The organism is Candidatus Viadribacter manganicus, assembly GCF_001679665.1.
GTDB lineage: Bacteria > Pseudomonadota > Alphaproteobacteria > Caulobacterales > Aquidulcibacteraceae > Vitreimonas > Vitreimonas manganica.
Genome location: NZ_CP013244.1, coordinates 557,075 through 582,767, shown reverse-complemented (window position 1 = coordinate 582,767; position 25,693 = coordinate 557,075). Strand labels below are relative to the sequence as shown.

General features: G+C 62.2%; 31 protein-coding genes and 1 pseudogene. 21 read left to right on the top strand and 11 right to left on the bottom strand.

Features of this window, described 5'->3' with window-relative positions:
* Window positions 1-27: 27 nt before the first annotated feature.
* On the top strand, window positions 28-1,311 hold the full coding sequence (locus ATE48_RS03030) for an Hsp70 family protein (RefSeq protein WP_066767672.1): 1,284 nt from the start codon (window positions 28-30) through the stop codon (window positions 1,309-1,311).
* 471 nt (window positions 1,312-1,782) lie between these two features.
* Here the strand turns inward: ATE48_RS03030 and ATE48_RS20375 are convergent.
* The 4 genes and pseudogenes from ATE48_RS20375 to flgB form a co-directional block, all read right to left on the bottom strand.
* A pseudogene (locus ATE48_RS20375) lies at window positions 1,783-1,941 on the bottom strand (DUF1328 domain-containing protein); the annotation flags it as partial.
* A gap of 148 nt (window positions 1,942-2,089) precedes the next feature.
* Window positions 2,090-2,392 carry a flagellar hook-basal body complex protein FliE gene (gene fliE, locus ATE48_RS03020; RefSeq protein ID WP_066767670.1) on the bottom strand — a complete coding sequence of 101 codons (303 nt, stop codon included), beginning with the start codon at window positions 2,390-2,392 and terminating at the stop codon, window positions 2,090-2,092.
* Window positions 2,393-2,396: 4 nt separating this feature from the next.
* Window positions 2,397-2,807 (bottom strand): flagellar basal body rod protein FlgC, encoded by a 411-nt coding sequence (flgC, locus tag ATE48_RS03015; RefSeq protein ID WP_066767668.1) that lies wholly within the window; start codon window positions 2,805-2,807, stop codon window positions 2,397-2,399.
* A 4-nt stretch (window positions 2,808-2,811) separates the two neighbouring features.
* Window positions 2,812-3,228 (bottom strand): flagellar basal body rod protein FlgB, encoded by a 417-nt coding sequence (gene flgB / locus ATE48_RS03010; RefSeq protein ID WP_066767664.1) that lies wholly within the window; start codon window positions 3,226-3,228, stop codon window positions 2,812-2,814.
* Between the two features lie 154 nt (window positions 3,229-3,382).
* Here flgB and ATE48_RS03005 point away from each other — a divergent pair, with 154 nt between their 5' ends.
* From ATE48_RS03005 to ATE48_RS02965, 9 genes are all read left to right on the top strand, one after another.
* A complete protein-coding gene (locus tag ATE48_RS03005; protein WP_066767661.1) occupies window positions 3,383-3,667 on the top strand; it encodes a FliO/MopB family protein in 285 nt (94 codons plus the stop codon).
* Window positions 3,668-3,756: 89 nt separating this feature from the next.
* On the top strand, window positions 3,757-4,485 hold the full coding sequence (gene fliP / locus ATE48_RS03000; protein WP_066774540.1) for a flagellar type III secretion system pore protein FliP: 729 nt from the start codon (window positions 3,757-3,759) through the stop codon (window positions 4,483-4,485).
* A gap of 419 nt (window positions 4,486-4,904) precedes the next feature.
* The gene (gene fliQ / locus ATE48_RS02995) at window positions 4,905-5,168 is read left to right on the top strand and encodes a flagellar biosynthesis protein FliQ (RefSeq protein ID WP_066767660.1); all 264 of its coding nucleotides are present in this window, start codon (window positions 4,905-4,907) and stop codon (window positions 5,166-5,168) included.
* Window positions 5,168-5,923 (top strand): flagellar biosynthetic protein FliR, encoded by a 756-nt coding sequence (fliR, locus tag ATE48_RS02990; RefSeq protein ID WP_066767658.1) that lies wholly within the window; start codon window positions 5,168-5,170, stop codon window positions 5,921-5,923. The genes fliQ and fliR overlap by 1 nt, the downstream gene beginning before the upstream one ends.
* 3 nt (window positions 5,924-5,926) lie before the next feature.
* Window positions 5,927-7,009 carry a flagellar biosynthesis protein FlhB gene (gene flhB, locus ATE48_RS02985; protein WP_066767656.1) on the top strand — a complete coding sequence of 361 codons (1,083 nt, stop codon included), beginning with the start codon at window positions 5,927-5,929 and terminating at the stop codon, window positions 7,007-7,009.
* An 82-nt stretch (window positions 7,010-7,091) separates the two neighbouring features.
* A complete protein-coding gene (locus ATE48_RS02980) occupies window positions 7,092-9,617 on the top strand; it encodes an ATP-binding protein (RefSeq protein ID WP_066774538.1) in 2,526 nt (841 codons plus the stop codon).
* A 7-nt stretch (window positions 9,618-9,624) separates the two neighbouring features.
* Entirely contained in the window at window positions 9,625-10,068 is a 444-nt protein-coding gene (locus ATE48_RS02975; RefSeq protein ID WP_066767654.1) for an NUDIX domain-containing protein, read from the top strand.
* Window positions 10,069-10,125: 57 nt separating this feature from the next.
* A complete protein-coding gene (locus ATE48_RS02970) occupies window positions 10,126-11,640 on the top strand; it encodes a thioredoxin family protein (RefSeq protein ID WP_066767651.1) in 1,515 nt (504 codons plus the stop codon).
* A 70-nt stretch (window positions 11,641-11,710) separates the two neighbouring features.
* Window positions 11,711-12,583, top strand: a complete 873-nt coding sequence (locus ATE48_RS02965; protein WP_066767648.1) for a pirin family protein — start codon at window positions 11,711-11,713, stop codon at window positions 12,581-12,583.
* 150 nt (window positions 12,584-12,733) lie between these two features.
* On the opposite strand, the gene ATE48_RS02960 is transcribed toward ATE48_RS02965, so the two are convergent.
* Together ATE48_RS02960 and ATE48_RS02955 are read right to left on the bottom strand one after the other, a co-directional pair.
* Window positions 12,734-13,141 carry a hypothetical protein gene (locus tag ATE48_RS02960; protein ID WP_066767646.1) on the bottom strand — a complete coding sequence of 136 codons (408 nt, stop codon included), beginning with the start codon at window positions 13,139-13,141 and terminating at the stop codon, window positions 12,734-12,736.
* 7 nt (window positions 13,142-13,148) lie between these two features.
* Window positions 13,149-13,382 carry a hypothetical protein gene (locus ATE48_RS02955; protein ID WP_066767645.1) on the bottom strand — a complete coding sequence of 78 codons (234 nt, stop codon included), beginning with the start codon at window positions 13,380-13,382 and terminating at the stop codon, window positions 13,149-13,151.
* Between the two features lie 258 nt (window positions 13,383-13,640).
* On the opposite strand from ATE48_RS02955, the gene recA reads away from it, so the two are divergent.
* The 8 genes from recA to ATE48_RS02920 all read left to right on the top strand — a co-directional run bounded on the left by recA (window position 13,641) and on the right by ATE48_RS02920 (window position 20,450).
* On the top strand, window positions 13,641-14,723 hold the full coding sequence (gene recA / locus ATE48_RS02950; RefSeq protein ID WP_066767643.1) for a recombinase RecA: 1,083 nt from the start codon (window positions 13,641-13,643) through the stop codon (window positions 14,721-14,723).
* A gap of 98 nt (window positions 14,724-14,821) precedes the next feature.
* A complete protein-coding gene (locus tag ATE48_RS02945; RefSeq protein ID WP_066774536.1) occupies window positions 14,822-15,247 on the top strand; it encodes a VOC family protein in 426 nt (141 codons plus the stop codon).
* A gap of 106 nt (window positions 15,248-15,353) precedes the next feature.
* Complete coding sequence (alaS, locus tag ATE48_RS02940; protein WP_066767641.1) at window positions 15,354-18,029, top strand: alanine--tRNA ligase; 2,676 nt, start codon at window positions 15,354-15,356, stop codon at window positions 18,027-18,029.
* On the top strand, window positions 18,026-18,538 hold the full coding sequence (locus ATE48_RS02935) for a GNAT family N-acetyltransferase (protein WP_066767640.1): 513 nt from the start codon (window positions 18,026-18,028) through the stop codon (window positions 18,536-18,538). The genes alaS and ATE48_RS02935 overlap by 4 nt, the downstream gene beginning before the upstream one ends.
* Window positions 18,535-18,681, top strand: coding sequence for a hypothetical protein (locus ATE48_RS19620; protein WP_156767574.1), 147 nt, complete (start codon window positions 18,535-18,537; stop codon window positions 18,679-18,681). The genes ATE48_RS02935 and ATE48_RS19620 overlap by 4 nt, the downstream gene beginning before the upstream one ends.
* 9 nt (window positions 18,682-18,690) lie before the next feature.
* A complete protein-coding gene (locus ATE48_RS02930) occupies window positions 18,691-19,134 on the top strand; it encodes a hypothetical protein (protein WP_066767638.1) in 444 nt (147 codons plus the stop codon).
* Between the two features lie 61 nt (window positions 19,135-19,195).
* Complete coding sequence (locus ATE48_RS02925; RefSeq protein ID WP_066767636.1) at window positions 19,196-19,537, top strand: hypothetical protein; 342 nt, start codon at window positions 19,196-19,198, stop codon at window positions 19,535-19,537.
* 34 nt (window positions 19,538-19,571) lie between these two features.
* Window positions 19,572-20,450: a crotonase/enoyl-CoA hydratase family protein gene (locus ATE48_RS02920; protein WP_066767634.1), complete on the top strand. Its 879-nt coding sequence runs from the start codon at window positions 19,572-19,574 to the stop codon at window positions 20,448-20,450.
* Window positions 20,451-20,501: 51 nt separating this feature from the next.
* Here ATE48_RS02920 and ATE48_RS02915 read toward each other — a convergent pair whose 3' ends face one another.
* From ATE48_RS02915 to ATE48_RS02905, 3 genes are read right to left on the bottom strand one after another with little or no spacing between them, the layout of a single operon-like run.
* Window positions 20,502-20,936 carry a GNAT family N-acetyltransferase gene (locus tag ATE48_RS02915; protein WP_066767632.1) on the bottom strand — a complete coding sequence of 145 codons (435 nt, stop codon included), beginning with the start codon at window positions 20,934-20,936 and terminating at the stop codon, window positions 20,502-20,504.
* Window positions 20,933-21,349, bottom strand: coding sequence for a hypothetical protein (locus ATE48_RS02910; RefSeq protein ID WP_066767630.1), 417 nt, complete (start codon window positions 21,347-21,349; stop codon window positions 20,933-20,935). Before ATE48_RS02910 ends, ATE48_RS02915 begins: the two co-directional genes overlap by 4 nt.
* A 1-nt stretch (window position 21,350) precedes the next feature.
* Entirely contained in the window at window positions 21,351-22,568 is a 1,218-nt protein-coding gene (locus ATE48_RS02905) for an NADP-dependent isocitrate dehydrogenase (protein ID WP_066767625.1), read from the bottom strand.
* Window positions 22,569-22,726: 158 nt separating this feature from the next.
* Here ATE48_RS02905 and ATE48_RS02900 point away from each other — a divergent pair, with 158 nt between their 5' ends.
* The 3 genes from ATE48_RS02900 to ATE48_RS02890 all read left to right on the top strand — a co-directional run bounded on the left by ATE48_RS02900 (window position 22,727) and on the right by ATE48_RS02890 (window position 24,691).
* Window positions 22,727-23,515, top strand: a complete 789-nt coding sequence (locus ATE48_RS02900; RefSeq protein WP_066767624.1) for an RNA methyltransferase — start codon at window positions 22,727-22,729, stop codon at window positions 23,513-23,515.
* 103 nt (window positions 23,516-23,618) lie between these two features.
* Window positions 23,619-24,155, top strand: coding sequence for a DUF6882 domain-containing protein (locus ATE48_RS02895; protein WP_066767622.1), 537 nt, complete (start codon window positions 23,619-23,621; stop codon window positions 24,153-24,155).
* Window positions 24,156-24,208: 53 nt separating this feature from the next.
* On the top strand, window positions 24,209-24,691 hold the full coding sequence (locus ATE48_RS02890; RefSeq protein ID WP_156767573.1) for a hypothetical protein: 483 nt from the start codon (window positions 24,209-24,211) through the stop codon (window positions 24,689-24,691).
* 121 nt (window positions 24,692-24,812) lie between these two features.
* Here ATE48_RS02890 and ATE48_RS02885 read toward each other — a convergent pair whose 3' ends face one another.
* Both ATE48_RS02885 and ATE48_RS02880 read right to left on the bottom strand, forming a co-directional pair.
* Window positions 24,813-25,322 carry a DUF6438 domain-containing protein gene (locus tag ATE48_RS02885; RefSeq protein ID WP_066767619.1) on the bottom strand — a complete coding sequence of 170 codons (510 nt, stop codon included), beginning with the start codon at window positions 25,320-25,322 and terminating at the stop codon, window positions 24,813-24,815.
* Between the two features lie 8 nt (window positions 25,323-25,330).
* A complete protein-coding gene (locus tag ATE48_RS02880; RefSeq protein WP_066767615.1) occupies window positions 25,331-25,687 on the bottom strand; it encodes a hypothetical protein in 357 nt (118 codons plus the stop codon).
* Window positions 25,688-25,693: the final 6 nt, after the last annotated feature.

Below are 25,693 nucleotides of genomic sequence, written 5' to 3'. Positions count from 1 at the left end.
ATTTCCGGCGGGTGCGGGAGGCGCGGCATGACCCAATCCATCGGCCTCGACTTCGGCACCACCAACACCGTCGCAACCATGATCAATGCAGAGGACGCGGCCGAAGCGATGCATTTCGCTCACGCCGGCGAAGCCTTCGACGCGTTCCGCTCGGTGCTGTGCTTCTGGCAAACCCAGGACGAAACCTCCAACCGCACCAATGTAGAAGCCGGGCCATGGGCGGTGGATCAATTCCTCGAACTCGCAGGCGATTGCCGCTTCATCCAATCGTTCAAAACCTTCGCCGCCAGCCCGCTCTTTTCCGACACGCTCATTTTCAACCGCCGCCTCAAGTTCGAGGACCTGCTCGCAAGCTTTCTCCGCCAAGTGCGCGCGCATGCCGGCGCCGAATTTCCAAAGCGCATCGTCATTGGTCGGCCGGTGAAGTTCGCAGGCGCCGCGCCCGACGAAGCGCTCGCCCGCGCACGTTACGAAGCCGCGCTCCGCGCTGTCGGCTTTGAAGAAATCCACCACGTCTACGAGCCGGTCGCGGCCGCGTACTTCTTCGCCCAGCGCCTCAACAGCGAAGCCACCATCCTCGTTGCGGATTTCGGCGGCGGCACCAGCGACTTCTCCGTCGTGCGCTTCTCGCGCGGACCGAACGGTCTCGACTACAAACCGCTCTCCCACACCGGCGTCGGCATAGCCGGCGACGCCTTCGACTATCGCATCATCGACAACGTGGTCGCCCGCGCCTTCGGCAAGGGCAGCGAATACAAGAGCTGGGACAAAATCCTCCCTGTGCCCAACGGCTACTTCACCAAGTTCAGCCGCTGGAACGAGCTTTCGATCATGCGCCACAGCCGCGACTATCGCGATCTGCAACAGCTCGTGCGCTCCAGCCTCGATCCAGATCGCATCCGCGCCTTCATCGCCTTCCTCGACGCTGACGCCGGCTACGCCATGAACCGCGCCGTCTCCGCCGCGAAGATGCAACTCTCCAGCGCCGATGAAGGCACGCTTTCCCTGCACGTCGCCGGCGTCGATATCGAGCGCAAGATCAAACGCAGCGAGTTCGAAAAGTGGATCGCGCCTGAGCTCGAAGATATCGGCGCCACCGTCGATCGCGCCTTGGCCGAAGCCGGCATCACCGAAACCGGCATCGACCGCGTGTTCCTCACCGGCGGCTCATCTTTTGTTCCCGCCGTCCGCGCCCAGTTCGAAAGCCGCTTCGGCGCGGCCAAGATCGAAACCGGCGATCAACTCGTCTCTATCGCTTACGGCCTCGCGCTTATTGCAGGCGACGGCGATGTCAGCCGCTGGACGACTTAAGCTGCGGGTTTGCGCCGCCGTCTTTACCGGCTAGTCTCTTGGGGCGAGGGCGACGGGGAATCCAGAATGCTTCGATAAGTTCAGCATGAGGCTGTTCCAAACGCGGCGCCACATGCGCGCGCGCAAGCAAAACGGCCCGAGCGAGGCTCGGGCCGAGAGAGGTACGGGGAAAAGCTTTTAGTTGTTGCGGTTGGGGTCGACGTTGCCTGACGCCTCATCGAGGCCGTCGGAGGCGTCGTTGCGAATTTCAGTCGACGCATCGGCAACGAGCGTGCTGGCGCGGTCCGCGCCTTCGGAAATCGCATCGCTCGCGCCTTCGGCCAATTGCACGCCCGTGCGATCGATCGAGGCGCCTACGCGCTCAGCCGACATGTCGTTATCGACCCAGGCATAAACCAGCAGCGCCACGCCGCCGATCAGCGCAACCCTCGCCGCCGTGCGGCCGCTGGCGCCATGGCCAACCGTATGCGCGCCGCCGAACGTGTTGAAGACCAGCGAAAGAACGAAGAGGGCGAGAAACACCCAAAACAGAATGATCGCGATGCCGGTGAATGCGGTGGCGATGCCGCCGAAACCGAAAACAGCGGCAACCAAAGCCGCGATAAAGAAACCAATTGCCCAGCCGAGCATGGGAATTCTCCGTCCAGCAAACTGATGTCGGCCAAACGTCAGCTAGCGAGCGAAGTTCCCGGAGCGCGCAACAAATGTTGCTTGCCGGGATTGGGGTTGAGGGATTGGGGATTGGCGCACCCAATCGCTAATCCCCCAAACCCAATACCTAAATCGGCATCCGCAGAATTTCTTGATAGGCGGAGATCACCTGGTCGCGCACGGCGATCACGGTCTGCAATTGGGTTTCTGCAGCGGCGATTGCGGTGACGACATCGACGATGTCGCCCTGACCGCTGGCGACAGCGAGGCCTTGCTGTTCGGCAACGCTCGCGCCTGCGCCGGCTTGGCGGATCGCTTCTTGGACGAGGCCGCCGAAATCGACGGCGTCGCCGCCGGTCGCGCCGCCGCTCTGCATCGCTTGCGCGGCTTGCTGATAGGCCCGCGCGGCTGAGACTGGATCGATCGCCATCTACTTATCTCCGCAGAAGATCGAGCGCGCGCGAGGTCATCGTGCGGGCCGATTCAATCATGTTCAAATTCGCTTCGTACGCCCGCGTCGCTTCGCGCATGTCCATCATCTCAACGAGCGTGTCGACATTCGGCAGCCGCACATAGCCGCGCTCATCCGCGGCCGGGTGGGAGGGGTTATATTCCTCACGGAACGCGGTCATGTCATAGACCGTGCCTTCCACTTCAACGCCGCGCGCGCCAGTTGTGAGCGTGGTGCTCTCAAGCAGTGGAATGCGGCGCCGGAAAGGTTCCTCGTTCGGGTTCGTGCCCGATGAGTTGGCGTTGGCGACGTTCTCGGCCGCGATCCGCATGCGCACTGTTTGTGCGCGCATGCCGGATGCGGCGGCGCTGATGGCGGCGTTGATGTCTGTCATCTAATTATCTCCCCGGCGCACGCGCCGCGAGGCGCACGAGCTCAAGGCCCTTTTGGTAGAGCGCGATGCCGGTCTCGAAATCCATCCGCGTTTGTGCGGCGCGCGCCATCTGCTCTTCGAGCACGACTGCGTTGCCGTCGATCGTGGTTTCGCTGTCGTCGCGGGTGATGATGTTTGCGCCGCCAGAGCCGGCGCCGTTCGGCGACATGTGGCCCGCGTTGGTTCGCGCTATGGTGACGCCGCCGTGTCCGCTCGATGCGGCCGCAACCATGCGCTCGAAGCCGCTGGTGTCGACATCGCGCGGCCGGTAGCCGGGCGTCGAGGCGTTGGCGATGTTTTCCGAGATCAGCCGCTGGCGCTCGCTGAGATTATCGAGCCGCGCGCGAAGTAATCCGAAGAAAGGCGTGTTGGCGAGGTCCACGGGATCTGACTCTTTCCCCGACTCGGGGGCTGCAAACTTTGCCTAGTGGAGCCCGGTATGGTTAAGCGCGACTTAATTTCGGGCGCGCAAATTAAGGTCTCGTTTACCAAACCGGCCCAGCCACAGACGCGGAAGCTCCAGAACGGAGGCGTTGGTGGATCTGTTGGATTGGGCGCGGGCGCTGTTTGCGCTTGTTGCAACTTTGGCGCTGATCGTTGGTGCGGCCTATGCCGCGCGGCGGCTCGGCATGCTTCAGCCCGGCGGCCCGGCGCTGAAACGCATGCGGATCACCGAAACGCTCCTCATCGATACCCGCCGCCGCATGGTGATCGTGCGCGTCGATGATCGCGAACACGTGCTGCTGCTTGGACCCGCCGGCGATGTGGTGGTGGGGGACATGGCGGCCAAGCAAGCCCCACCTGTGGAGACGACGACGTGAGCCAAGCCCGCAAGAGCAAAAAGAAGCTCACCTGGGAGTGCGGCTGGGGCAAGGCCGCGATTGTCTTCGGCGCGTCGCTGGCGCTTTCGATGTCGGTGGGGGCAGGCGTCGCCTATGCGGCGGCAACTGATCCGACGTTGGCGATCAATCTCGGCACCGGCGATGGGCTGACCTCGCGGGTTCTCCAGCTCGCCGCTTTGATCACGGTGCTCTCGCTTGCACCTTCGATCATTATCATGACGACCAGCTTCGTCCGCATCGTCGTCGTGCTCTCCTTGCTCCGCACCGCCATCGGCCTACAGCAGGCGCCGCCAAACGTGGTGATCGTGTCGCTCTCGCTGTTCTTGACCGCATTTGTTATGCAGCCGGTGTGGAACGACGCCTACCAGGCCGGCATCGGCCCGGTCATGACCGAGGAAATGCCGCTAGACGAGGCGTTTCCGCGCATCGTCGCGCCGCTCAAAACGTTCATGGCAAGCCAGACCCGCGAAGACGATCTGGCGCTCTTCATCGACATGGCGCGGCTCGAAACGCCGCCGGCCAGCGCCGAGGAAACGCCGCTGCGGATCATGGCGCCCGCGTTCATGATTTCGGAGCTCAGGCGATCGTTCGAGATCGGCTTCATGCTGTTTATCCCCTTCGTGATCATCGACCTTGTGGTCGCTTCACTGCTCATGGCGATGGGGATGATGATGATGCCGCCAGTGACGGTGAGCTTGCCGTTTAAGCTGATCTTCTTCGTGCTGGTCGATGGCTGGCGCTTGGTGGCCGGCAGCTTGATCGAAAGCTTCAGCGCCGGCGCGCCGCCGGGCGGGTAGGGTGGACTAAACTTGTCTGGCCGGGGCGATCGAGCGCTTAGCGCTCGATGCCAAGATCGGCCATCAGCAGGTCTTTGAAGTTGTCGGCCTTGCGGCCGAACAGGCCCCTGAAGAAGTTAGAAATCGCGTTCAGCATGTTTGCCCCCTACGGCAGTACTCGTTCCCTCTGACGTGTCGTGAGCTTCGTTCCGGCTCATCGTTTCATGCACGTCTGAATCCAAGATGATGTGGAATCGGCATTTTGGATGCCCTTTGAGCAAACTCGTTTGGAGTGTTGCCGCGTGAGCACGCTTTGTGGTGCGAAATTACACTGCCCTCATGTTTCAAAGCCTTAACGCCCATCGAAACCTCGCATTAACCACGTTGGGTCGACCTCAGAGCGAAGGTCGGCAGAATTTGCCGGGCTCGACGGAGGCGGCATGTCTGGCGCGGAAGTTCTCGACTTTGGCCGGGACGCAATCTGGATCACGGTTCTGGTGGCCGCAGGCCCCATGATTGTGGGACTGGTTGTCGGCCTCGTGGTCTCGCTGCTGCAGACGCTGACGCAGATCCAGGAGCAGACTTTGGTGTTCGTGCCGAAGATCTTGGCGATCTTTTTCGCGATCTTGCTCTTCTTGCCGATCATGGGCGGCCTGCTCGGCGGCTTCACCAACACCATCTTCGAACGCATCGCGGCGTTCTGATGAACCTCACGCTCTACGGCGTTGAGATTTGGGCGACGGCGCTGCTGTTCGGGCGCATCGGGGCGATGCTCATGTTGCTGCCTGGCGTTGGCGAACCGGCGGTGCCGGCGCGGGTGCGCCTGGGCTTTGCTCTGGCGATGGCGATCAGCCTCGGGCCGGCGCTGGCGAACAATGTGCCGGAGCCTTCGAACACGGCGCTCGGTATGGCTTTCCAGGTTGGCGCCGAAGTGCTGATCGGACTGTTACTCGGCGGCGCGGCGCGGATGCTGGTCTCGGCGCTCGCGACGGCAGGGCAGATTGTCGGTCTGGAGCTTGGCATTTCGTTCGCGCAGACCGCCGACCCGACAGCGACCGGTTCGGGTCAACTCGTCTCGGTGTTCTTGGGTGTGATGGGCGTTGCGCTGATTTTCGCGACGGGCTTGCACCACATGTTTTTGCAGGGCGTCGCCGGGTCGTACCAAGTGATCGCGATCGGCTCGCAGCCGCCCGTGGGCGATGCTGCCGAATTGGCGCTCGAAGCGACATCCACGGCTTTCCGTGTTGGCTTTCAGATTGCCGTGCCATTGCTTGTGGCGGGCATGATCTTCCGCGTCGGCATGGGCGTGCTCTCGCGTTTGATTCCGCAAATTCAGGTGTTTTTCGTCGCGTTGCCGCTGCAGATGATGGGCGGGCTCGTCGTGTTCGCGCTCGGACTTTCCACCGGCATGTTGATCTGGCTCGACAGTCTCGAGCGCTACGCCACGTGGCTGAGGTAGCGCATGGCGGCAGATGACGACGATAAAACAGAAGAGCCGACACCGCGAAAACTCGAGCAGGCGCGCGAAAAGGGCGACATCATCTACACGCCCGAAGTCAGCACTGCGCTTTCGCTGGTTGCGCTGACCGCGATCGTCTCGTTCATGGCGGGGCCGATCGCGTCGCAAATGGCGCACGCGTTCATCGGCTTCCTGTCGATGCCCGATCAGTTCTCGACGCAGCCTGGCGCGCTTGAAGCGATCCTTGGTCAGATCGGACTGAAGCTGCTGGCGATCTTCGGGCTTGCGTGCCTTGCGCTGGCGGGCGCCGGCGTTGCTTCGCGTTACCTGCAAGACAAGGCGACATTCACCGCCGACAAGCTCACGCCCAAGCTTGATAAGCTCAATCCGATGGAGGGCTTCAAGCGCGTTTTCGGCAAAGCCGCTGGCGCTTCGTTCCTCAAGTCTCTCGCGAAGCTCGGTGTTGTCGGCGGCGTGATGTTGTGGGCGCTGTGGCCGAAGGACTCGACGCTGGAAAACATGCCGCTGCTCGATGTCGCGGCGCTGTTGCCTTACGTGCAAGATCGCGTCGTCGCCATGCTGATCGCACTGACGAGTGCGTCGGCGATGATCGCGGTTCTGGATTACGTATTCACGCGCCAGTCCTACATGAAGCGCCAGCGCATGAGCCCGCGCGAGATCAAGGAAGAACACCGCCAACAAGACGGTGATCCGATGGTCAAGGCGAAGCTGCGCCAGATTCGCATGCAGCGCTCACGCCAGCGCATGATGCAGAACGTGCCGCAGGCGAGCGTGATCATTACGAACCCGACTCACTACGCGGTGGCGCTGAAATACGATCCGATCACTACGCCTGCGCCGATTTGTCTGGCGATGGGCGTCGATGCGGTGGCGTTACGAATTCGGGAAGTCGCGAACGAGCACGACATTCCGATTGTGGAAGATCCACCCTTGGCGCGGGCATTGTTCGCCACGGCCGAGTTGGATCAACCAATTCCAAAGGAACATTACGAGGCTGTGGCGAAGGTCATTGGCTTTGTCATGCGTCTGGCCCGGCGGCGCGGCCGCCGTCGCAGCAGTTTATGAGCGGAGAAGCCCGATGGCGGATGGATTTCCCATGAGTGGCGACCGTGCTCGCAAGGGCGAATCGGGGTCAATTGGCGTTCAAATGACCGACGAAACCCAATCCCCGGCGCCGCGCAGCGGCGGGCGGCTTGATCCGCTTCAAATCCTGTTCTGGTTCTCGGTCGCCGTAGGACTGGGCGCGGCAGGCGTCGCGCTGACGGCGGGCCAAGCGGTGGGGCAGGCCGGCGCCGTGTTGCTGATCCTGCTTGCGGCTGCGGGCTTGGTGTTGTTCTTCTGGATGTCGCGCGGCGCCGGGCGCCGGGTTGGCGCATTTCCCGAGCGCGGCGCGATCGCGGCGAACTCGCTGCTGGGCGGACGCGATGAGTTTGCATTCGTCTCGGCGCTCGATGAAGCGGCGCTCATTACCGATGCGCACCTCTCACCGCTGAGGGCGAACCACGGCTATCTTGAGATCGCGGAAGCTGCGGGCATTTTGGGCGAGAGCGATCGTCCGCCGATGATGAGCCGCCTGTTCGGCGCGGACCCGATGCTGTCGGCGCCGATGTTCCGTTTGTCGAAGGCGGCGCAGCTTGGCCAAACGCGGCGCGAAGAATTGCCGGCGACGGCGGCGATCACCGGCAAGCATGCGCGTTATGAAGCGTGCGTGGGTCCGATCCCGGGTGGACACGTGCTGTGGCGGTTGCGCGAGCTTGGTGCGGCTGAGCAGGGCGAAGGCGCCGATGACGGGCGCCAGCTCTTCCTGGATGACTCGCCAGTGGGCTTCTTTGCCGCGAAGGCCGATGGCCAGCTGATCTACATGAACCGCTCGTTGCGGGCTGTGCTTGGCCTGGGCGATGATCCGCAATTGCTGCGTGTCAAAGACATGATCAAGGAGGACGCGAGCCGCTTGATCCGCCGCGATCGTCGCGGCTTTGGCCCTTCGCGCGCCAAGGTGACGCTGAAGGGCATTGACGGCCAAGAGACGCAAGCGAGCGTGCTGAGCTTCGTGCCGATGGATGACATCGACGGCGCGGTGCGTGGTCTGGTGTTCTTCTCCGATGCGGAATCGCCGGAAGGCACCGTGGCGGCGCGCAGCGTTGATACGTCGAGCGCCGATGGCGTCTTTGCGCAGGCGCCGTTCGGCGTCGCGGTGTTGGATGGCATCGATCCAGGTTCGGCGGCGGTGCTGGATTCAAACGCTTCGCTGATGGAAATGACGCAAGGCCGCTCGACACCGAGCGCGGCGTTCGTTGACCTGTTCGATGCGTCGGAAGGTCCGGCGGCGTTGGCGCATCGTTTGCGCCAGGCGATGAACGATCCGATTGAAATTCAGTTGGCGACGGCGCCGCCGACAGCCGTGCACGTGCAATTGGCGCGCGGCGCCGATGGACGCGCATTGGCCTACATCACCAACGTCAGCCAGCAGCGTGAGCTGGAGACGCGTCTGGCGCAGTCGGAAAAGATGCGTGAAATCGGCGAACTTGCCGCCGGCGTTGCGCACGACTTCAACAATCTGCTGACGGTGGTGATGCAGACGTGCTCGTATCTGCTGCGCCGCCACCCGGTTGGCGACGCCGATTATCCGATGCTGAAGGAAATTTCCGACCACGCCACGACCGCAAAGGAGCTTTCTGAAATGCTACGCGCTTATGCGCGTCAGCAGACGTTCGCGCGCGAAGTGTTCGATGTGGGCGACTTCCTTGGTTCCAAGCAGGAGTTGATCCGCCGCGTCATGGGTGCGGCAGTGCAGACTGAAATCCGTCACGGCCGCGATCTGCCGTACGTGAAGGTCGACAAGACCCAGCTTGAGCGCGTGATCGTGAACCTTGCCACCAACGCGCGCGACGCGATGACGCCGAAGGGCTCGCCGATCGCGCGCGATGGCAAATTGATGATCCGGACGTCGGTGATCGAAGCGACGGCCGCGCGCGCCATGGGCCACACGCCGATGGAAGACGGCAAGTACGTGATGATTGAAGTCGAAGACACAGGCGGGGGCATTAAGCCGGAGCACGCGGCGAAGATCTTCCGCCCGTATCACTCGACCAAGGAAGCGGGCAAAGGCACCGGTCTTGGGTTGGCGACCAGTTACGGCATCATCAAGCAATCGGGCGGCTACATCTTCTTCACGTCGAAGGTTGGCGTCGGCACGACGTTCCGCATCTTCCTGCCGGAATACACCCCGACCCAGGAGGAGCTCGACGAGATCGCCGCGAAGGAACGCGCACTGATCGCGCCGCAGCCGAAGGATGTGTCGGGGCGTGGCAAGATCCTGTTCGTCGAAGATCTTGTGCCGGTGCGCCGCGCGACCGTCCGCAACTTGAAAGAGTGTGGGTATGAAGTCGAAGAGGCGGGCGATGGACAAGAAGCGCTCGACATCATGAGCGCCAAGCCGGGTGCGTTCGACATCATCATTTCTGACGTCTCGATGCCGATCATGACCGGCCCAGAGATGCTGCAGGAAGCCGATCCGGCGATGATCGGCAACGCCAAGGTTCTCTTCCTTTCCGGCTACGCGCCTGAAAGTTTCAGCGACATGCTGGAGAACTATCCGGTGCACTACATGTCCAAGCCGGTGACGATGGAGCAGCTGGTTGGGCGCGTGAAGGAGCTGCTTGCGGCGGCTTAGGGGCGCGATGTCCTACACTTATAAGTATCCGCAGATCGCTGTGACGGTGGATGCGGTTGTGTTTCGCGGTGGCGACGCGCCGTCGGTGTTGCTGATCCAGCGCGGCGGCGCGCCCTATGCGGGCAAGTGGGCGCTGCCGGGCGGCTTCGTAGAGATCGACGAAAGCTGCGTGGATGGCGCGCACAGAGAGTTGGCGGAAGAGACGGGCCTTCGCGGCGTTGATCTCCAGTTCTTGCACTATTTCGATGCGGTCGATCGCGATCCACGGCAGCGCTCTTTGTCGCTGACGTTTTGGGGCGTGGCCGATGGCGCGGCGGACGTCGGCGGAGCTGATGACGCTGCAGACGCGCGCTGGCATTCGTTGTCAGCGTTGCCGGAGTTGGCGTTTGATCACGCTGAAATATTGGCGCGCGCGTTGGCTGCGTGGAGCGGCGTGGTCGCCCGGGTTTAGTTTTGCTAATGTCAGAGTGAAGTTAAGCGTGGCGCGGGTGGCTGTTAGACTCGACGCATGCGCTCTGTCTTGCTTGCTCTCTCAGTGTTTGGCCTGATGCATGTCGCGTCGTGCACGCCGCAAGCGCCGACGGAAATTGCTTGGCGTCACGGCGATGTCGAAGAAGCGCTGCAGGAGGCTGCCCAAACCGGCAAGCCGGTATTGCTGTACTGGGGCGCTGTATGGTGCCCGCCATGCAATCGTTTGAAGGCGACGCTGTTTCAGGACGCGGCGTTCGTGCGCCAGACGCAGGACTTCGTTCCAGTTTATTTAGATGGGGACTCGCGCGGCGCACAGCTCTGGGGTGAGCAGTTTGCTATCCAAGGCTATCCGACTTTGATCATTTTGCGCACTGATCGCACTGAGATCACGCGGCTTTCGGGTGGTGGTGATCCTCAGGAGATTGCGCAAGCCTTGGCGGCGGCGCGCAGAAGTCAGAGCAGTGTCGCGGACCTGATCGTGCGAGCGCAGGCGCAGCCGCAGCGATTGAGCGCGGAGGACTGGACGTTGGTTTCCGGCTATGGCTGGGAGGTCGACACCGATCGCATTGTGCCGGAAGCGGAGCGTGCTGGCGTCTTGCAGAGACTGGCGGCGAATGCCCCCACGCCGGCTTTGGCGCGGCGCTTCCAATTGCTGTCACTTGCTTTAGCGGATCAGGACGTGGCGCTCACCGGTTCGCAACGGACGCAACTGCAGAGCGTGCTGGAGGCGGTGCTCGCAAACGCTGGTGAAGTGCGCGCCAATCGGGATGTGCTGATTGAGGACGGGGCCGAACTCACGGCGCGCTTAGGCGATAACGCGCGCGGGCAGTTGCAGGCCTCCTTGGTGGGGGCGCTGGATCAGCTCTATGCGGTGGAGAATTTGCCGATCAGCGATCGTGTTTCGACGATCAACGCTGAAATCGAAATCGCACGAGCAGCTATTGGTGAAGATGAGCCATTCCCGGCGGCTCTGGTGACGAAAGTACGCGCGCGTGCGGCATGGGTGGATGAAGCCGCCGAGACGCCGTTTGAGCGCCAGTCAGCGATCTATGTGGCGGCGGGATTGCTGGACGATGTTGGAGACGCCGCCGGTGCTGAACGGCTCTTGGTTGCAGAACTTGAGCGCAGCGCGACACCCTTTTATTATATGCCGATCTTGGCGGATCTGGCTGAAGAGCGCGGTGACAAAGCGCGCGCGCTGGATTGGTTGCGGCAAGGCTTCGAAACATCTGTCGGTCCCGCTTCGCGTGTGCAATGGGGCGCAAATTACGCGATCGGTGTCACGCGGTTTGCACCTGAGGACGCCGCGCAGGTTGAGCGCGCGGTAGATGCGATCATTGATGAATTAGCGACAAGCCCGGACAGTTATCATCAGCGCACGCGGATGCGGTTCGCGCGGCTTGAGACGGCGCTGCGGACGTGGGCTGCTCGCAACGATGGTGCGGCCGTGCTGGTGCGGTTGCGGACGCGGATGGCAGAGGTCTGCCCGCTGGCGCAGACCGACGCGGAGGCGCGCCAGGCATGCGCGGCTTGGCTGAGCGCGACGGCTTAAGCAGTCTCATCCATGTGCCTTATTGCGCTGGGGCGTGGGGCGCATATTTCTGGCGTGAGAGGTTCACGCCATGAGAAAGCTGGTCATTGTTCAGCACGCACCGCGCCCGCACTGGGTGGGCGATGGCTTTCCGGTGCGTTCGATGTTCTCGCCGCAGACCCACGGCGCGCTGCTGTCGCCGTTCATTCTGCTGGACTATGCGCCGCCGACCGCGTTCGCGCCCGCGCCGCAAAAGCGCGGTGTCGGCGTGCACCCCCATCGCGGCTTCGAGACGGTGACAATCGTCTATTCTGGCGAAGTCGATCACCGCGATAGTACTGGCAATGGCGGCCACATCGGGCCGGGCGATGTGCAATGGATGACGGCGGCGTCCGGCATTCTCCATGAGGAGTTTCATTCGGCGGCGTTCACGAAGAACGGCGGCACGATGGAAATGGTGCAGCTTTGGGTGAACCTGCCGGCGAAGGACAAGATGGGCCCGCCGGGGTATCAGACTTTGATGGATGGTGAGATTCCGCAGGTTGAGTTGGCGCATGGTGCGGGACGTGTGCGTGTGATCGCGGGCGAGTATGCGGGTGCGCGAGGGTCGGCGCGGACGTTCACGCCGATCAACATTTGGGACGTACGTTTGAGCGCAGGCGCCAAGGCTTCGTTCGACGTGCCGGAAGGGTATACGTTGGCTGTGCTGGTGCAGAGCGGGGCGGTGAAGCTCAATGGTGACGATGTCGCGCGCGAGGCGCAGTTTGCGATCTTTGAGCGTGAAGGTGGCGCGATTGAGCTTGAGGCGCAAAGCGACGCGAAAGTGCTGATCTTGAGCGGCGAGCCGATCGATGAACCGGTGGCGTGGTACGGACCGTTCGTGATGAACACGCAAGCGGAGCTGCGTCAGGCAGTCACCGATTTCAACGCAGGCAAGTTCGGCGACGTGCGGGCGTTTGCTTAGCGATCTGCTGGTCGCAGGGCCCAGACGTTTTCGCACCAACGGTCGCGTATGTACTCGCCGTGGCGGATTGCAAAGGCGAGCCGGTATTGGTCCGCTTCCTCGACAATCACGCAGATTGTGAGAGGGGCCGTGCGCGCCTGTAGGCGCCAATCAGGTGCAGGCGAACGGCGCCGGGAACGGTTCGAAAGCCGCTGCCCGAGCCGATGTAGAGGCACGATTGGCGTGAGGTCTCGGTGATAACGGCCAGCACGCGCTGATCTTGCATCCTGGGCCGCCGCTTGCGCCGCGTACAAATATGCACTCCGGCGCCGGCGCAAGACCTTCCATTGGCGGCGAGCAATTGTTTGCAAGCGTAGCGGGCGCGTCATCGCCCAGTGCAGTTTCGATGCTGGTGCTGAGGCCGTTGGCCAGCCACCAATTGCCTTGTGACTGAGCCTCAGGGCTGACCGTGAAAAAGACTGCGACGACGATCGCATAGATGAAGTGCGCGGTGTAGGCGCAGAGCAAAGCAGTCGCGCCGAGGCCAAGCCCTGCCAGCAGCTTGTCGCGCGGCTTCATATCGGCGCTAGCGATTGATCCTCGGGAGTCTACGCGCAGCGAGGATCGCGAGCTTCTCGCTGGGCGGATAGACGACCACGCCGCCATCGGGGGCGGTGACCAGCACCATGTTCGGATCCGGCTTTTGGATTGGCCCAGCCGGGCGCGAGAGCGCGGCCGTCTTCACACGGAAGGAGCTGACGGATTCCAACGTGGCCGGAACGTCGCCGCGCGGTGGAATGGGCGCCAAGGACTGAGCCATCAGACGATCCTCTCCGTTTCTCACTCGAAATTACTTAACGCGTGCGCGGCCGGCGCGAAACAAGCGCGATCAGAAGGCCTCCGCCTTAACCCACCCGGCGGCGAATCCCCCCATGAGAGGCCTCGAAGCGGCGTTCAAACTGCCGGATGTTCTGCTTGTGTTCCAAGAACAAACGCGGTACAAACGATTCTGCAGCGGCGTATGGGTTGGCTGATGGCCTTTAGAGCTGGACTCGAGGCCAAATGGAGGGCGTGAGAGATGGCATCGAAGCTGAAGCTTGTTGAGGAAGCGGTGGAAACGGACAAGCAAAAGGCCCTCTCTGCCGCGCTGAAGCAGATCGATCAGGCGTTCGGCAAAGGCTCGGTGATGCGCCTTGGCGAAAAGCCGGCGATGGAGATCGAGGCGATCTCCACGGGCTCGCTCTCGCTCGATATCGCGCTTGGCATTGGCGGCCTTCCCAAAGGCCGCATCGTTGAAATTTACGGCCCGGAATCTTCAGGCAAGACGACGCTGGCGCTGCACTGCATCGCCGAAGCGCAAAAGAGCGGTGGCGTCTGCGCGTTCGTCGACGCCGAACACGCGCTCGACCCGATCTATGCGCGCAAGCTGGGCGTCGATCTCGATGATCTGCTGGTCTCGCAACCAGATACGGGCGAGCAGGCGTTGGAAATCACCGACACGCTTGTACGCTCCGGCGCTATCGATGTTCTGGTGGTTGACTCGGTTGCGGCGCTGACGCCGCGCGCGGAAATCGAAGGCGAGATGGGCGATAGCCTGCCGGGCTTGCAGGCGCGTCTGATGAGCCAGGCGTTGCGCAAGCTCACCGCTTCCATCAACAAGTCGAAGACGCTGGTGATCTTCATCAACCAGATTCGCATGAAGATCGGCGTGATGTACGGCAATCCGGAAACCACGACCGGTGGCAACGCGCTGAAGTTCTACGCGTCGGTTCGCCTCGACATTCGCCGCACTGGTCAGATCAAGGAACGTGACGAAGTCGTGGGTTCTGAGACCCGCGTGAAGGTGGTGAAGAACAAGGTCGCGCCGCCGTTCAAGCAGGTGCAGTTCGACATCATTTACGGCGAAGGCATCTCGAAGACCGGCGAGTTGATCGAGCTCGGCGTTAAGGCCGGCATCATCGATAAATCTGGCGCTTGGTACGCCTATGGGTCTCAGAAGATAGGCCAAGGCAAGGAAGCGGCGCGTCGGTTCCTGAAAGAGAACAAGGCCGTGGCGATTGAGATTGAAGACAAGATCCGTGGCAAGTCAGCGGCGGTTGCGGATGCGATGTATTCACCGCCGAGCGACGAAGAAGCTAAGGACGCCGACGACGGCGAATGAGAAATAGGTTTCGCTGGCCGGTTCGGGACGTTTAGCCGACCCGACCCCATGCCCTGGCGCGTTTCGGGCCGGCCGGCGGATTGCCTAGGAGAGTGGCGATGGAGCCGCGCGTTTCTCTGATCACGATCGGTGTTGGTGATCTGACCCGGTCGAAGGCGTTTTACTCCAAACTGGGTTTCAGCGCGTCGTCGCAAGGCGGCGATCAAGTCGTGTTCATGCAGGCAGGTGCGGTGGCGCTTTGCCTGTTTCCGCTTGAGAGCTTGGCTTGTGACGCTGAGGTCTCGGCGGAAGGCAGTGGGTTTCGCGGCATCGCCATCGCGCACAATGTGCGTGAGAAGCATCAAGTTGATGAGGTGATCGCGGAGGCGGTCGCCGCCGGTGGTTCGGTCGCCAAGCTTGGCCACGACGCAAGCTGGGGCGGGCGCTCCGGGTATTTTTCAGATCCTGATGGGCACCTTTGGGAAGTTGCCTGGAATCCGTACTTTCCGCTCTCAGCGGACGGCGCACTGACGATACCGCCGTGATTGCGGCGCCTTGACGTAATCGCAAGGCGCCTGCGCGGGTCTGGCGCTTGGCGTTGACGCGCCCACTACCTATACCAAGCCGGAACTTCGATTTGGCTTGAGTGGCATGAACAGCGTCAACGACATCCGTGGGCAATTTCTCGATTTCTTCGGCTCGCGCCAGCATGAGCTGCCGGGTTCGTCCTCGCTCGTACCGCAGGATGACCCAACGCTGCTCTTCACCAATGCCGGCATGGTACAGTTCAAGAACTATTTCACCGGCGCGGCCAAGCCGCCATATCCGCGCGCCGCGACGAGTCAGAAGTGCGTCCGCGCCGGCGGCAAGCACAACGATCTCGACAATGTCGGCTACACGGCGCGCCACCTCACATTCTTCGAGATGCTCGGCAACTTCTCGTTCGGCGATTACTTCAAGGACGGCGCAATCGAAGCGGCCTGGACGCTGATCACCAAGGACATGGGGCTGGCGAAGAGCAAGCTCCTGGTCACCGTCTATCATGACGACGATGAGGCGGCGGCGCTCTGGAAGAAGATCGCGGGCCTAAACGACGACAAGATCATCCGCATCGCGACCGCCGACAATTTTTGGTCGATGGGCGATACGGGGCCGTGTGGCCCGTGTTCGGAAATCTTCATCGACCGCGGCGATCACATTTGGGGCGGCCCGCCGGGTTCGCCCGAGCAAGACGGCGATCGCTTTCTTGAGTTCTGGAATCTCGTGTTCATGCAATACGAGCAATTTTCGGACGGGCGTTCGCGCGAGAAATTGCCGAAGCCCTCGATCGATACCGGCATGGGCCTTGAGCGCATTGCCTGTGTGATGCAGGGCGTGGACTCAGTGTTCGAGACAGATCTCTTCAAGACGCTGATTGCGGCGTCGGAAGAACTGACCAAGACCAAAGCCGAAGGCGAACGCGCGCCGAGCCACAACGTGATCGCCGATCACCTGCGCTCGTCGTGTTTCTTGATCGCGGACGGCGTTTCGCCGTCGAACGAAGGCCGTGGCTATGTGCTGCGCCGGATCATGCGCCGCGCCATGCGCCACGCGCATATCCTGGGTGCGAAAGAACCGTTGATGCACCGCTTGGCGCCGACGCTGATCGCCGAGATGGGTGATGCGTATCCGGAGCTGAAGCGCGCGCAGCCTGTCATCGAAGCGCAATTGCGTGAGGAGGAAGAGCGCTTCCGTCGCACGTTGGCGAACGGTCTGAAGTTGCTCGAAGAAGAGATCGGCGGCTTGAAGGGCGGCCAGAAGCTTTCGGGTCGTACCGCGTTCAAGCTCTACGACACGTTCGGCTTCCCGCTCGATCTGACGCAAGACATCCTGCGCGGGCGTTCGCTTGAAGTGGACGTCGCGCAATATGATGCGGCGATGCAGGAGCAGCGCGATCAGGGCGCGGCAAGTTGGAAGGGCGCTGACGGCGCCGACAATCCAGCTATCTGGCACTCGATCCTCGAACGCACCAAAGGCAACGCGTTCTTGGGTTATGGCGCCGAAGCCGGCGATGGCGCGGTGACGGCGATCGTCTCAGGCGGCGCTGAGCAGCATGAATTGCACGAGGGCGCGACAGGCGCGCTCGTGTTCGATAGCACGCCATTCTACGCCGAGAGCGGCGGCCAATCGGGCGACCAGGGCGTTATCAAGTTCGCCAGCGGGGCCGAGTTTGTCGTTGAGGACACGCAAAAGCAGGTCGGTGCGCTGCATGCGCATGTCGGGCGCTTGGTGAAGGGCGCAGTGAAGGTTGGCGACAAGGCCGCGCTCGAGATCGATCACGAGCGACGTGCGAAAATTCGTTCGAACCACTCGGCGACGCACTTGCTGCACGCGGCGTTGCGCAACGTTCTGGGGCCGCACGTGTCGCAGAAAGGCTCGCTGGTTGAGGCGGATTACTTCCGCTTCGACTTCAGCCACGGCCAGGCGATGACGGCTGACGAAATCTCTCGTGTCGAAGATGAAGTGAACGCGGTGATCCGCCAGAACACCGAAGGCGTGATCAAGGAAATGGCGCCCGCGAAGGCGATCGAAGAAGGCGCGCTGGCGCTGTTCGGCGAAAAGTACGGCGACACCGTGCGCGTGCTTCGCCTAGGCGATGCTCTCAGCCATACCGGCAAAGCCTATTCGGTTGAGTTGTGCGGCGGCACGCACGTGAAGCGCACCGGCGATATCGCCGTGTTCGCAATCACCGGCGAAGGTGGGGTTGCTTCGGGCGTGCGCCGTATCGAAGGCGCGACGGGCGCGGCGGCGCTGGCGCATCTGAAAGCGCAAGCGGGTCTGGCGAAGGCGATCGCGTCGAACATCAAGGCGCCGTTGGCCGAAGTTACCGAGCGCGTGTCGCAGCTTGCCGATGAGCGGCGCAGGCTCGAGCGCGAATTGGCCGACACCAAAAAGAAACTCGCGCTGGCGGGCGGCGGCGGCGGCCAAAGCGCCCCAGCGGGCCCGGAGAGCGTTGCTGGTGTTTCGGTGTTGGCGCGCGTGCTTGAGGGCGTGCCGGCGAAGGAGCTGCGCGGGCTTGTCGATGAAGGCAAAAAGTCGATCGGTTCGGGCGTCGTGGCGTATGTCGGTGTTGAAGACGGCAAGGCGGCGCTGGCGATCGGCGTGACCGACGATCTTAAAGGCAAGGTCAACGCTGTCGATCTGGTGAAAGCGGGCGTTGCGGCCGTCGGTGGTCAAGGCGGCGGCGGGCGCCCGGATATGGCGCAAGGCGGCGGGCCGAACGGCGGCGAAGCCGCGAAGGCGCTTGAAGCCATTCGCGCGGCGCTTCAAGGCGCGCTGGCGGCGTGAGCGAGATCGTCTATCGCGACGCGACAGCGGCGGATGCACACGCGCTCGCTGCGTTCGCTGAGCTTTCGTTCACCGAGACGTTCGGTCACCTTTATCCGCCGGAAGATCTCGCCGCGTACGTCGAGGCCAAGTATCGCGCGCCGGTGATTGGCGCTGAGATCGCCGATCCGGCCTCGCGCTACCGCTTGGCGCTGCGCGGCGATGACATCGTCGGCTATTGCAAGATGGGCGAGGTCGACATGGAGGTCGACGCAAGCGATGCCCTCGAACTGCATCGGCTCTATGTCGATACATCGACCAAAGGCACCGGCGTTGCAAAGACCTTGATGGACGAGGCGCTGTCGTGGGCGCGCGGCAAGGGCGCGCGGGTGATGTTTCTCAGCGTCTGGGAAAACAACACGCGCGCGCAGGCGTTCTACAAACGCTACGGTTTTGAGCATGTCGGCGAACATAAATTCATGGTTGGCCGCGTTGCCGATCGCGACTTTATCTGGCGGCTGGCGCTGTGAAGCGGATCGGTGTCTCCGCCCTTAAGATCCTGGGTGTCGAGGGCGGGCTTGTCGGATTGATCGGACCGCTCATTGGTCTCGCGATGGTCGCGTTCGCGTTCAAGCAACAGCCCAAGCCGAGCTTCGGCGCTCTAGCGCCCTAGAGAAGCGCAATGAAAGTTGATTGGGTTGAGACTTTTGGGTGCGCCGCCGCTACGGCCGTCGCCATCGTTGTGCTGATCACGATTTTTGCGAAAGAGGTGGTCGCGCCGGGAGTTATGATCGTCGTCGCGGGACTAGCCGCTGCAATCGCGCTCTGCCTGTTTCTCGCGCTGGTTTTTGACCGCAAAGGAAACGAGACGCGAACTCGCGTCGGGGAGGCGTTTCGGCGTGAAGCACGAAAGCCGGATTTGTTCGATGACGAGTGGGGAACGTTCGGAAGCCGTTGGGGAAGTCCTTGGCTTGGTTTGCTCCGTCTCGTTCTTTGGTTGCAGTCTATCGTGGTGGCGTTTGCGTTCGGCACCAGCTCAATAGAGTTGCTTGCCGTGGCGAGCGGTTTTGCAATTTCGGTTTTGCTTACGATGCGTCAGCTCAAGGTAATCGGTTCGAGTCAGTAACGTCTCGGAAACCGAATCAACTGTTCTTGGTCGACTCGATTCGGGAGTGGGGACGACCGATATGACGCATAACGATTCACTGGCCGCGTTTCTTGGGCCAGAGCTTTTCGATCGGCTCGACTGGGGCCGACTCTCGCAGCAGCAGCGTGACGCGATTCTCTCGGTGTTCCGAGTCGGATTAGGCGCCGGAGCGCAGTCGGGGGCGGTGTCGATGATCGATGCTGTGCTGGCGCGCGGCAAAGTGCTGATCTGTGAAGACGGCTCGCAATGGCAGGCGCGCGAGCGCGACGATGCTGAAATCATCGAAGATTGGGGCGCGGGTCAGCTGGTCGCGATCCACCACCACATGGTCTACAAGCTCGACCCTTACCAAGCGGCAGAGGTTGAGTTGTTGCGGCTCTGAGCGCTAGCTAGACGTTCATTGCGGAGCCGCACCGATGTCCAACTACGAAGCCATCAAACTCGATATCGCGAATGGGGTCGCCACGCTGACGCTTCACCGGCCTGACCGGATGAACGCGTTCAACGAGCTGATGATGCATGAGATGATCGCGGCGTTCGACGTGACCGACGCCGATGACAGCGTGCGGGCGGTGATCGTCACCGGCGAGGGGCGGGCGTTCTGCGCGGGCGCCGATCTCGCGAGCGCGGGCGATACGTTCAACTATGAAAAGCGCCTCGCGGGCCGGGGCGTTGAATTTGAGGAAGATCGCGTCCGCGATGGCGGCGGCCGGGTTGGCTTGCGCATCTATGAAAGCAAAAAGCCGGTGATCGCGGCGATCAATGGCCCGGCGGTCGGCGTCGGCGCGACGATGACGCTGCCGATGGATGTGCGGCTTGCGGTTGAAGGCGCGAAGATGGGTTTCGTCTTCGCCAAGCGCGGCATCGTGCCGGAGACGTTGTCGTCGTACTTCCTGCCACGGCTGGTTGGTGTTTCGACGGCGCTCGAATGGGTGATGACGGGGCGCGTGTTTTCGAGCGAGGAAGCTAAGGAGCGTGGGCTGGTGCGCTCGCTTTATAAACCTGACGATCTGCTGCCGGCGGCGCATGCCTTGGCGCGCGAGATTGCCGACAACACATCGCCGGTCTCGGTGGCGCTGTCGCGACGGATGCTGCTCGATATGCTCGATGCCTCGCATCCGATGGAAGCGCACCGGTTGGAGAGCCGCTTGATGGTCGCGCGCGGACGTGCGGGCGATGCGAAAGAGGGCGTGACGTCGTTTCTTGAAAAGCGCGTGCCGGCTTATCCGGACAAGGTGTCGACGGACATGCCGCAGCCTTATCCGTGGCGACCGACGCCGGCGTTTAAGGAATAGACCTGTGCGTGCGTCGCGCTTCGACAGGCTCAGCGTAATTCTGGCAGTGGACTAGCGCCGGTATTGGATGAAGCCGCGGTTTTGCGCGACTTGGTCGTAGAGTTTGCGCGCGGTGAGGTTGCTCTCGTGGGTTAGCCAATAGACGCGGGCGGCGCCGCGCTGATCGGCGAGCGCGTAGACGGCTTCGATGAGCGCACGGGCGACGCCGTGCTTGCGCGCATTGGGCGCGACGAAGAGGTCTTCGAGATAGCAGAAATCGCCTATCGACCATGTGCCGCGATGGAAGACGACGTGCGTGAAGCCGAGGAGCGCGCCCGTTTCATCCTCGGCGACGAGCGCTTGCATCGGCTCGTTGGGATCGAGCAGGCGCCGCCAAGTGCTGTCGGTTACTTCCGGCGCCAGGCTTGATTCATAGAAGGTGAGATAGCCGGCCCAGAGGTCGTCCCATTGCGTGCGGTCAGTGGCGCGGGCTTCACGAATGATCATTTGCGGTTCTCGATTGGGATTTCGACTTCGCGTTCGACGGCTTCTTCTTCGCCGAGATCGTCACGGGTCATGAAGAATGTCCCGGCCCAGTCGTTGCTGACGATCCAGCGTCCTTCGATGCGCGTTAAATTAGCGTCGATCGAGCCTTGATAGCGGATCGAGTGGCGCGCGCCTTTTTGGCCGTGATTGTAGAATTTGGTGAAGCTGATCGAAGCGCCTTCGCGGAAGCCGTCGATCTCGCCGTGAAGAATGCTGTCAGTGGTGTCGAGGAATTCGTTAGGCTCTTGGGTTGCGCCGATGAACGCGCCGCCGGTTTCCTCGATCTGCGCGTTGAAGACGGTCTCGTGTCCGCCGTTCGGGTAGCGATAAGCGCCGCTCCAGCTGCCTGACAGCGAGGAGCGGCGCTTTCTCATATCAGGCCTTGGTCATCGCCTTGTCGAGGTTGTCGCCGACCGCGTCGAGGAAGCCTTCGGTGGTGAGCCAAGTTTGCTTGTCGCCGACGAGGACGGCGAGGTCCTTGGTCATCTGGCCGGATTCGACTGTGTCGATGGTGATTTTTTCCAGAAGCAGCGCGTAGTCGATGAGCTTCTGGTTGTTATCGAGCTTGCCGCGATGGGCGAGGCCGCGCGTCCAGGCAAAAATCGACGCGACTGAGTTGGTTGAGGTCGGTTCGCCCTTCTGGTGCTGGCGATAGTGGCGCGTCACGGTGCCGTGCGCGGCCTCCGCTTCCATGGTCTTGCCGTCTGGCGTGATCAGCACCGATGTCATCAGGCCGAGTGAACCGAAGCCTTGCGCGACGGTGTCGGATTGGACGTCGCCATCGTAGTTCTTGCACGCCCACACGTAGCCGCCGGACCATTTCAGCGCCGAGGCGACCATGTCGTCGATCAGGCGGTGTTCGTAGGTGAGCTTGCGCTTGTTGAACTCGGCTTTGAATTCGGCGTCGAAGATCTCTTGGAAGATATCCTTGAAGCGGCCGTCATAGGCTTTGAGGATCGTGTTCTTGGTCGAGAGATAGACCGGGTAGTTCTTCAGCAAGCCGTAATTGAACGAGGCGCGGGCGAAGTCCTTGATGCTGTCATCGAGGTTGTACATCGCCATGGTGACGCCCGGGCCCGGCGCCTTGAACACTTCCTTCTCGATCGTTGTGCCGTCTTCGCCGACAAACTTGATGGTGAGCGTGCCCTTGCCCGGGAATTTGAAATCGGTGGCGCGGTATTGGTCGCCGAACGCGTGACGGCCGACGACGATCGGTTGCGTCCAGCCCGGCACCAGGCGCGGCACGTTCTTCATGATGATCGGTTCGCGGAAGATGACGCCGCCGAGGATGTTGCGGATGGTGCCGTTCGGGCTCTTCCACATTTCCTTGAGGCCGAATTCCTTCACGCGCGCTTCGTCGGGTGTGATCGTCGCGCACTTCACGGCGACGCCGTATTGCTTGGTGGCGTTGGCGGCGTCGATGGTGATTTGGTCGTTGGTGGCGTCGCGCGCCTCAACGCCCAGATCGTAATATTTGATGTCGAGGTCGAGATAGGGGTGGATCAGGCGTTCTTTGATCAGCGCCCAGATGATCCGGGTCATCTCATCGCCGTCCATATCGACGACCGGATTGTCGACCTTGATCTTCGCCATCGTTACTCACCTTTCGCGTTCGGGGATTTGGGCGGGTGGTAGCAGCTTGGGAGCGGCGCGCAAACAGCGCCCGGAGGCGGTCTCTGGTCGCGGGCGCTTGCGGCGCACCGCCTGATGCTGAATGAGTTTGCCGATATGCCCTGGCCTTGCCCAACCCAATGACGCGCGCGCGCAATATGCCCCCTCCAATCGAGGAGACATGGCCGGCTGTGTGTCTGCTGCGGCCACAGATGGGGGAGAATATCGGCGCGGTGGCGCGGGTGCTCTTGAATTTCGGGCTGGTGTCGCTGCGGCTGGTGGCGCCGCGGGATCGTTGGCCGAACCCGAAGGCTGAGCAAGTGGCGGTCGGCGCCGACACCGTGCTGAAGGCGGCTCGGGTCGAGTGGTCGGTTGAGGAGGCGCTTTCCGACGCGACTTTGGTCTTGGCGGCGACGGCGCGGCCGCGGGGTTTGGAGAAGCCAGTTTGGGGGCCGCGCGAGGCCGCTTCAAAACTGCGCGCGGCGATCGCGGCCGGGGAACGTCCGGTTGTGATGTTTGGGCCCGAGGCTTCGGGTATGGAGACTGACGAAGTGGCGCGCGCCGATGCGATCTTGACGCTGCCGGTCAACCCAGGATTTGCGTCGTTGAACCTTGCGAACGCGGTGGCGGTTTTTGCTTACGCTTATGCTGAGGCGCGCCAGGAGACCGACGCACCGGTCTGGTTTCAGGGCGACAACCCGCCAGCGACGCAGGAAGAACTCGACGGCCTGTTCGCGCATTTGGAAGCTGAGCTCGAGCACGGGCGCTTCTTTCATCCGATGGACAAGGCGCCGCTGATGAAACGCAATCTGCGGTCGATGTTCATGCGCGCGCGGTTGACCCAGCAGGAGGCGCAGACCATGCGCGGCGTGATCAAAGCGCTCACGATCGGGCGCGGCGGACGCAAAAAGGGCGACGAAGGGGCCTAGGGCGGGCTTGCTGAGGACCCCCATGTCGAAATGACTTTACCCGCGCTGGGGGAATTGCTCTTATCCACAAACGGCTTGGGGCGCTGGGGATCAACGGGAGCGCATGCTCAAAACGAAGCGCAAAGCGTCCGCGCGAACGGCTGAACCGCGTGCGCCTGTCGGCGCGCTGGTGCCGTGGGGCGGAGAAGAGGTCGATGTCGATCGCTTCTTTGCAGAAAGCTGGATCGATCTTCTGAACCGGCAGCGTTGGCTTTCACGGAAGCTGAAGCTTGATACAGCGCCTTGGGTCGTCGATCAGAACGCCGGCATCATTCAGTTCGAGCGTAAGGACGGCGCGATGGTCACAGCGCCGGTGCAGATCATTGGCGCTTGGAATCCGCGTACGGAGATTTTCCGCTGGGCCTGGGATCACCCGATGGTTGTGCAGCGTCTGCGCAATGATGCCGAGCGCACGCGCTGGTTTGGCGACAAGCACGGCATCGACGAGCTGACGCAGCGCTGGTTGCGCATGGACGAGAAGGGCGCTTGGCACATGACCGCGCTGGCGATGAAGGTAAATGGCTCGCACGGCGTCTATCGGGCGCCGACTGAAGGCCCTGTGATCTTCATGACGCTCGGCGAGCCGAAGGTGCGGAAGTAAGGCGCAGTCAGATTTGGCCGGTTGTGTCCGTTTCAAACCCGCAGGGTAAGTCTTTGTCGAAGCGCATCTTGCTCATGCCGCTGCTAGCATTTTTCGGATTTGTCGTCGTCGCGTGCAGCTCGGACGCGCCTGAAAATGCACGAACGGATTCACCTGCGGAGGCGATATCGCCAGTGGAGGCGGGATCGGCGGCGGCGAACCTGAACGAACGCGACATCGATGCCTTCGCTCAGCAGTTCGTGGGCGTCTGGCGTTCCGTTTACGAGGAGCGGGAGATGCTCACGCTCAATGCGGACGGCTCATCGGTGAGCAGCTATGATGGCGACGATCAGCCTGCGGAAAGATGGATGGTGTTCGCCGGCGATGCGCCACCGCCCGGCCTGACGGACAACGTCGATCCAGCAAAACACTACATTGTATTCGTGCCTCTTGAAGGACGCCCGCGCGTGTCCGAGATCGGTGACTTCGGTCCAAATGATTTTGAATGGTTTTATCTCGGCAACGGCCGACGAAACGCCTTTTCGCGTGTGCGTTAGAGCTTCGCATTCAAGAGACGAAAGATCGCCACACCGCACGATGCGCCAATGATGCCGAGAAGAAGCGTGGGCGCCGCTATGATCGAACATTCGAGGGCATGCGCCGGCTTGCTGTGCGCTGCTACTCCGGGCGGACTAGATGATCGTAGTGGAAGGCGGCGCGGAGTTGATCGATGAGCGCACTCATCTCCGCTGAGCGGCAGCCTTGATCCCAATAGACCGCCTTTACGGCGCCATCGCCGGTGCGGCGTGTGATGCGTGCGCCGGGCGCGTGGTTCATGCACGGATAGACATCTGGATCCCACACGCTGCGGTTTGAGCCGTTCATGGTCTCGGGCAGCGAGGCGAAGTTCGCTGCGGCGAGGGCGCGTTCGGCTGCGGCGAAGGCTTCGGCGCCGAGTTGACCTTCGCTGAGGCCTTGGGTGCGTGCGTTGCTCTGTGCGTTGAGACTGTAGGCGCCGTTGGCTTGCACGGTGATCTCGTAAGTCGTGCAGCTGCTCATGTAATAGCAGCCGCCTTCGAAGAGCGTGATCGTAGCGGCGGGCGATGCCGTGGCTTGCGCCGGTGCGCTGGTGCTTGCGCAGGCGCTGAGCATGAGCGCGCAGAGCGCGGCGATGAACGATTTGGACATGGCTGAACTCACTCGTCTTCCGCCGCGCCCATGCAGAGGCGTGAGTGGCGCCCGCTCAGCGTGTGATCGGCGGCGATGTCGATGGTCCACGCATTGGCGCAGGCGTCTTCCATGACGGTGCGCGTGCAATAGTCAGAGGCGCACTCGAAGCCTTGGGCGCGAATGTCGGTCAGCACTTGGGCGAGCGGCACGCCGGCAAAGCGCGCAGCGACGGAGCGTGAGAAGACTGGGTCTTCGCCGGTTGGGCTCGGGGCGCCGGTGAAATCGAGAGCAGGGCGGTTTGCGAGCGTTTGCGCCATCGCCTTGGTCGCGAGCGCGCTGACGGCTAGGGCCAAACATAAGCCGATGGATGCAATCTGTTTCATGTCGCC

Bases quoted from the DNA above. Each gene is read 5' to 3' on its own strand.
- ATE48_RS03030 (WP_066767672.1), top strand. From the start codon at position 28: ATGACCCAATCCATCGGCCTCGACTTCGGCACCACCAACACCGTCGCA.
- fliE (WP_066767670.1), bottom strand. From the start codon at position 2,392: ATGGCGATCGATCCAGTCTCAGCCGCGCGGGCCTATCAGCAAGCCGCG.
- flgC (WP_066767668.1), bottom strand. From the start codon at position 2,807: ATGACAGACATCAACGCCGCCATCAGCGCCGCCGCATCCGGCATGCGC.
- fliP (WP_066774540.1), top strand. From the start codon at position 3,757: ATGTCGGTGGGGGCAGGCGTCGCCTATGCGGCGGCAACTGATCCGACG.
- fliQ (WP_066767660.1), top strand. From the start codon at position 4,905: ATGTCTGGCGCGGAAGTTCTCGACTTTGGCCGGGACGCAATCTGGATC.
- fliR (WP_066767658.1), top strand. From the start codon at position 5,168: ATGAACCTCACGCTCTACGGCGTTGAGATTTGGGCGACGGCGCTGCTG.
- flhB (WP_066767656.1), top strand. From the start codon at position 5,927: ATGGCGGCAGATGACGACGATAAAACAGAAGAGCCGACACCGCGAAAA.
- ATE48_RS02980 (WP_066774538.1), top strand. From the start codon at position 7,092: ATGACCGACGAAACCCAATCCCCGGCGCCGCGCAGCGGCGGGCGGCTT.
- ATE48_RS02975 (WP_066767654.1), top strand. From the start codon at position 9,625: ATGTCCTACACTTATAAGTATCCGCAGATCGCTGTGACGGTGGATGCG.
- ATE48_RS02970 (WP_066767651.1), top strand. From the start codon at position 10,126: ATGCGCTCTGTCTTGCTTGCTCTCTCAGTGTTTGGCCTGATGCATGTC.
- ATE48_RS02965 (WP_066767648.1), top strand. From the start codon at position 11,711: ATGAGAAAGCTGGTCATTGTTCAGCACGCACCGCGCCCGCACTGGGTG.
- ATE48_RS02960 (WP_066767646.1), bottom strand. From the start codon at position 13,141: ATGAAGCCGCGCGACAAGCTGCTGGCAGGGCTTGGCCTCGGCGCGACT.
- ATE48_RS02955 (WP_066767645.1), bottom strand. From the start codon at position 13,382: ATGGCTCAGTCCTTGGCGCCCATTCCACCGCGCGGCGACGTTCCGGCC.
- recA (WP_066767643.1), top strand. From the start codon at position 13,641: ATGGCATCGAAGCTGAAGCTTGTTGAGGAAGCGGTGGAAACGGACAAG.
- ATE48_RS02945 (WP_066774536.1), top strand. From the start codon at position 14,822: ATGGAGCCGCGCGTTTCTCTGATCACGATCGGTGTTGGTGATCTGACC.
- alaS (WP_066767641.1), top strand. From the start codon at position 15,354: ATGAACAGCGTCAACGACATCCGTGGGCAATTTCTCGATTTCTTCGGC.
- ATE48_RS02930 (WP_066767638.1), top strand. From the start codon at position 18,691: ATGAAAGTTGATTGGGTTGAGACTTTTGGGTGCGCCGCCGCTACGGCC.
- ATE48_RS02925 (WP_066767636.1), top strand. From the start codon at position 19,196: ATGACGCATAACGATTCACTGGCCGCGTTTCTTGGGCCAGAGCTTTTC.
- ATE48_RS02920 (WP_066767634.1), top strand. From the start codon at position 19,572: ATGTCCAACTACGAAGCCATCAAACTCGATATCGCGAATGGGGTCGCC.
- ATE48_RS02915 (WP_066767632.1), bottom strand. From the start codon at position 20,936: ATGATCATTCGTGAAGCCCGCGCCACTGACCGCACGCAATGGGACGAC.
- ATE48_RS02910 (WP_066767630.1), bottom strand. From the start codon at position 21,349: ATGAGAAAGCGCCGCTCCTCGCTGTCAGGCAGCTGGAGCGGCGCTTAT.
- ATE48_RS02905 (WP_066767625.1), bottom strand. From the start codon at position 22,568: ATGGCGAAGATCAAGGTCGACAATCCGGTCGTCGATATGGACGGCGAT.
- ATE48_RS02900 (WP_066767624.1), top strand. From the start codon at position 22,727: ATGACGCGCGCGCGCAATATGCCCCCTCCAATCGAGGAGACATGGCCG.
- ATE48_RS02895 (WP_066767622.1), top strand. From the start codon at position 23,619: ATGCTCAAAACGAAGCGCAAAGCGTCCGCGCGAACGGCTGAACCGCGT.
- ATE48_RS02885 (WP_066767619.1), bottom strand. From the start codon at position 25,322: ATGTCCAAATCGTTCATCGCCGCGCTCTGCGCGCTCATGCTCAGCGCC.
- ATE48_RS02880 (WP_066767615.1), bottom strand. From the start codon at position 25,687: ATGAAACAGATTGCATCCATCGGCTTATGTTTGGCCCTAGCCGTCAGC.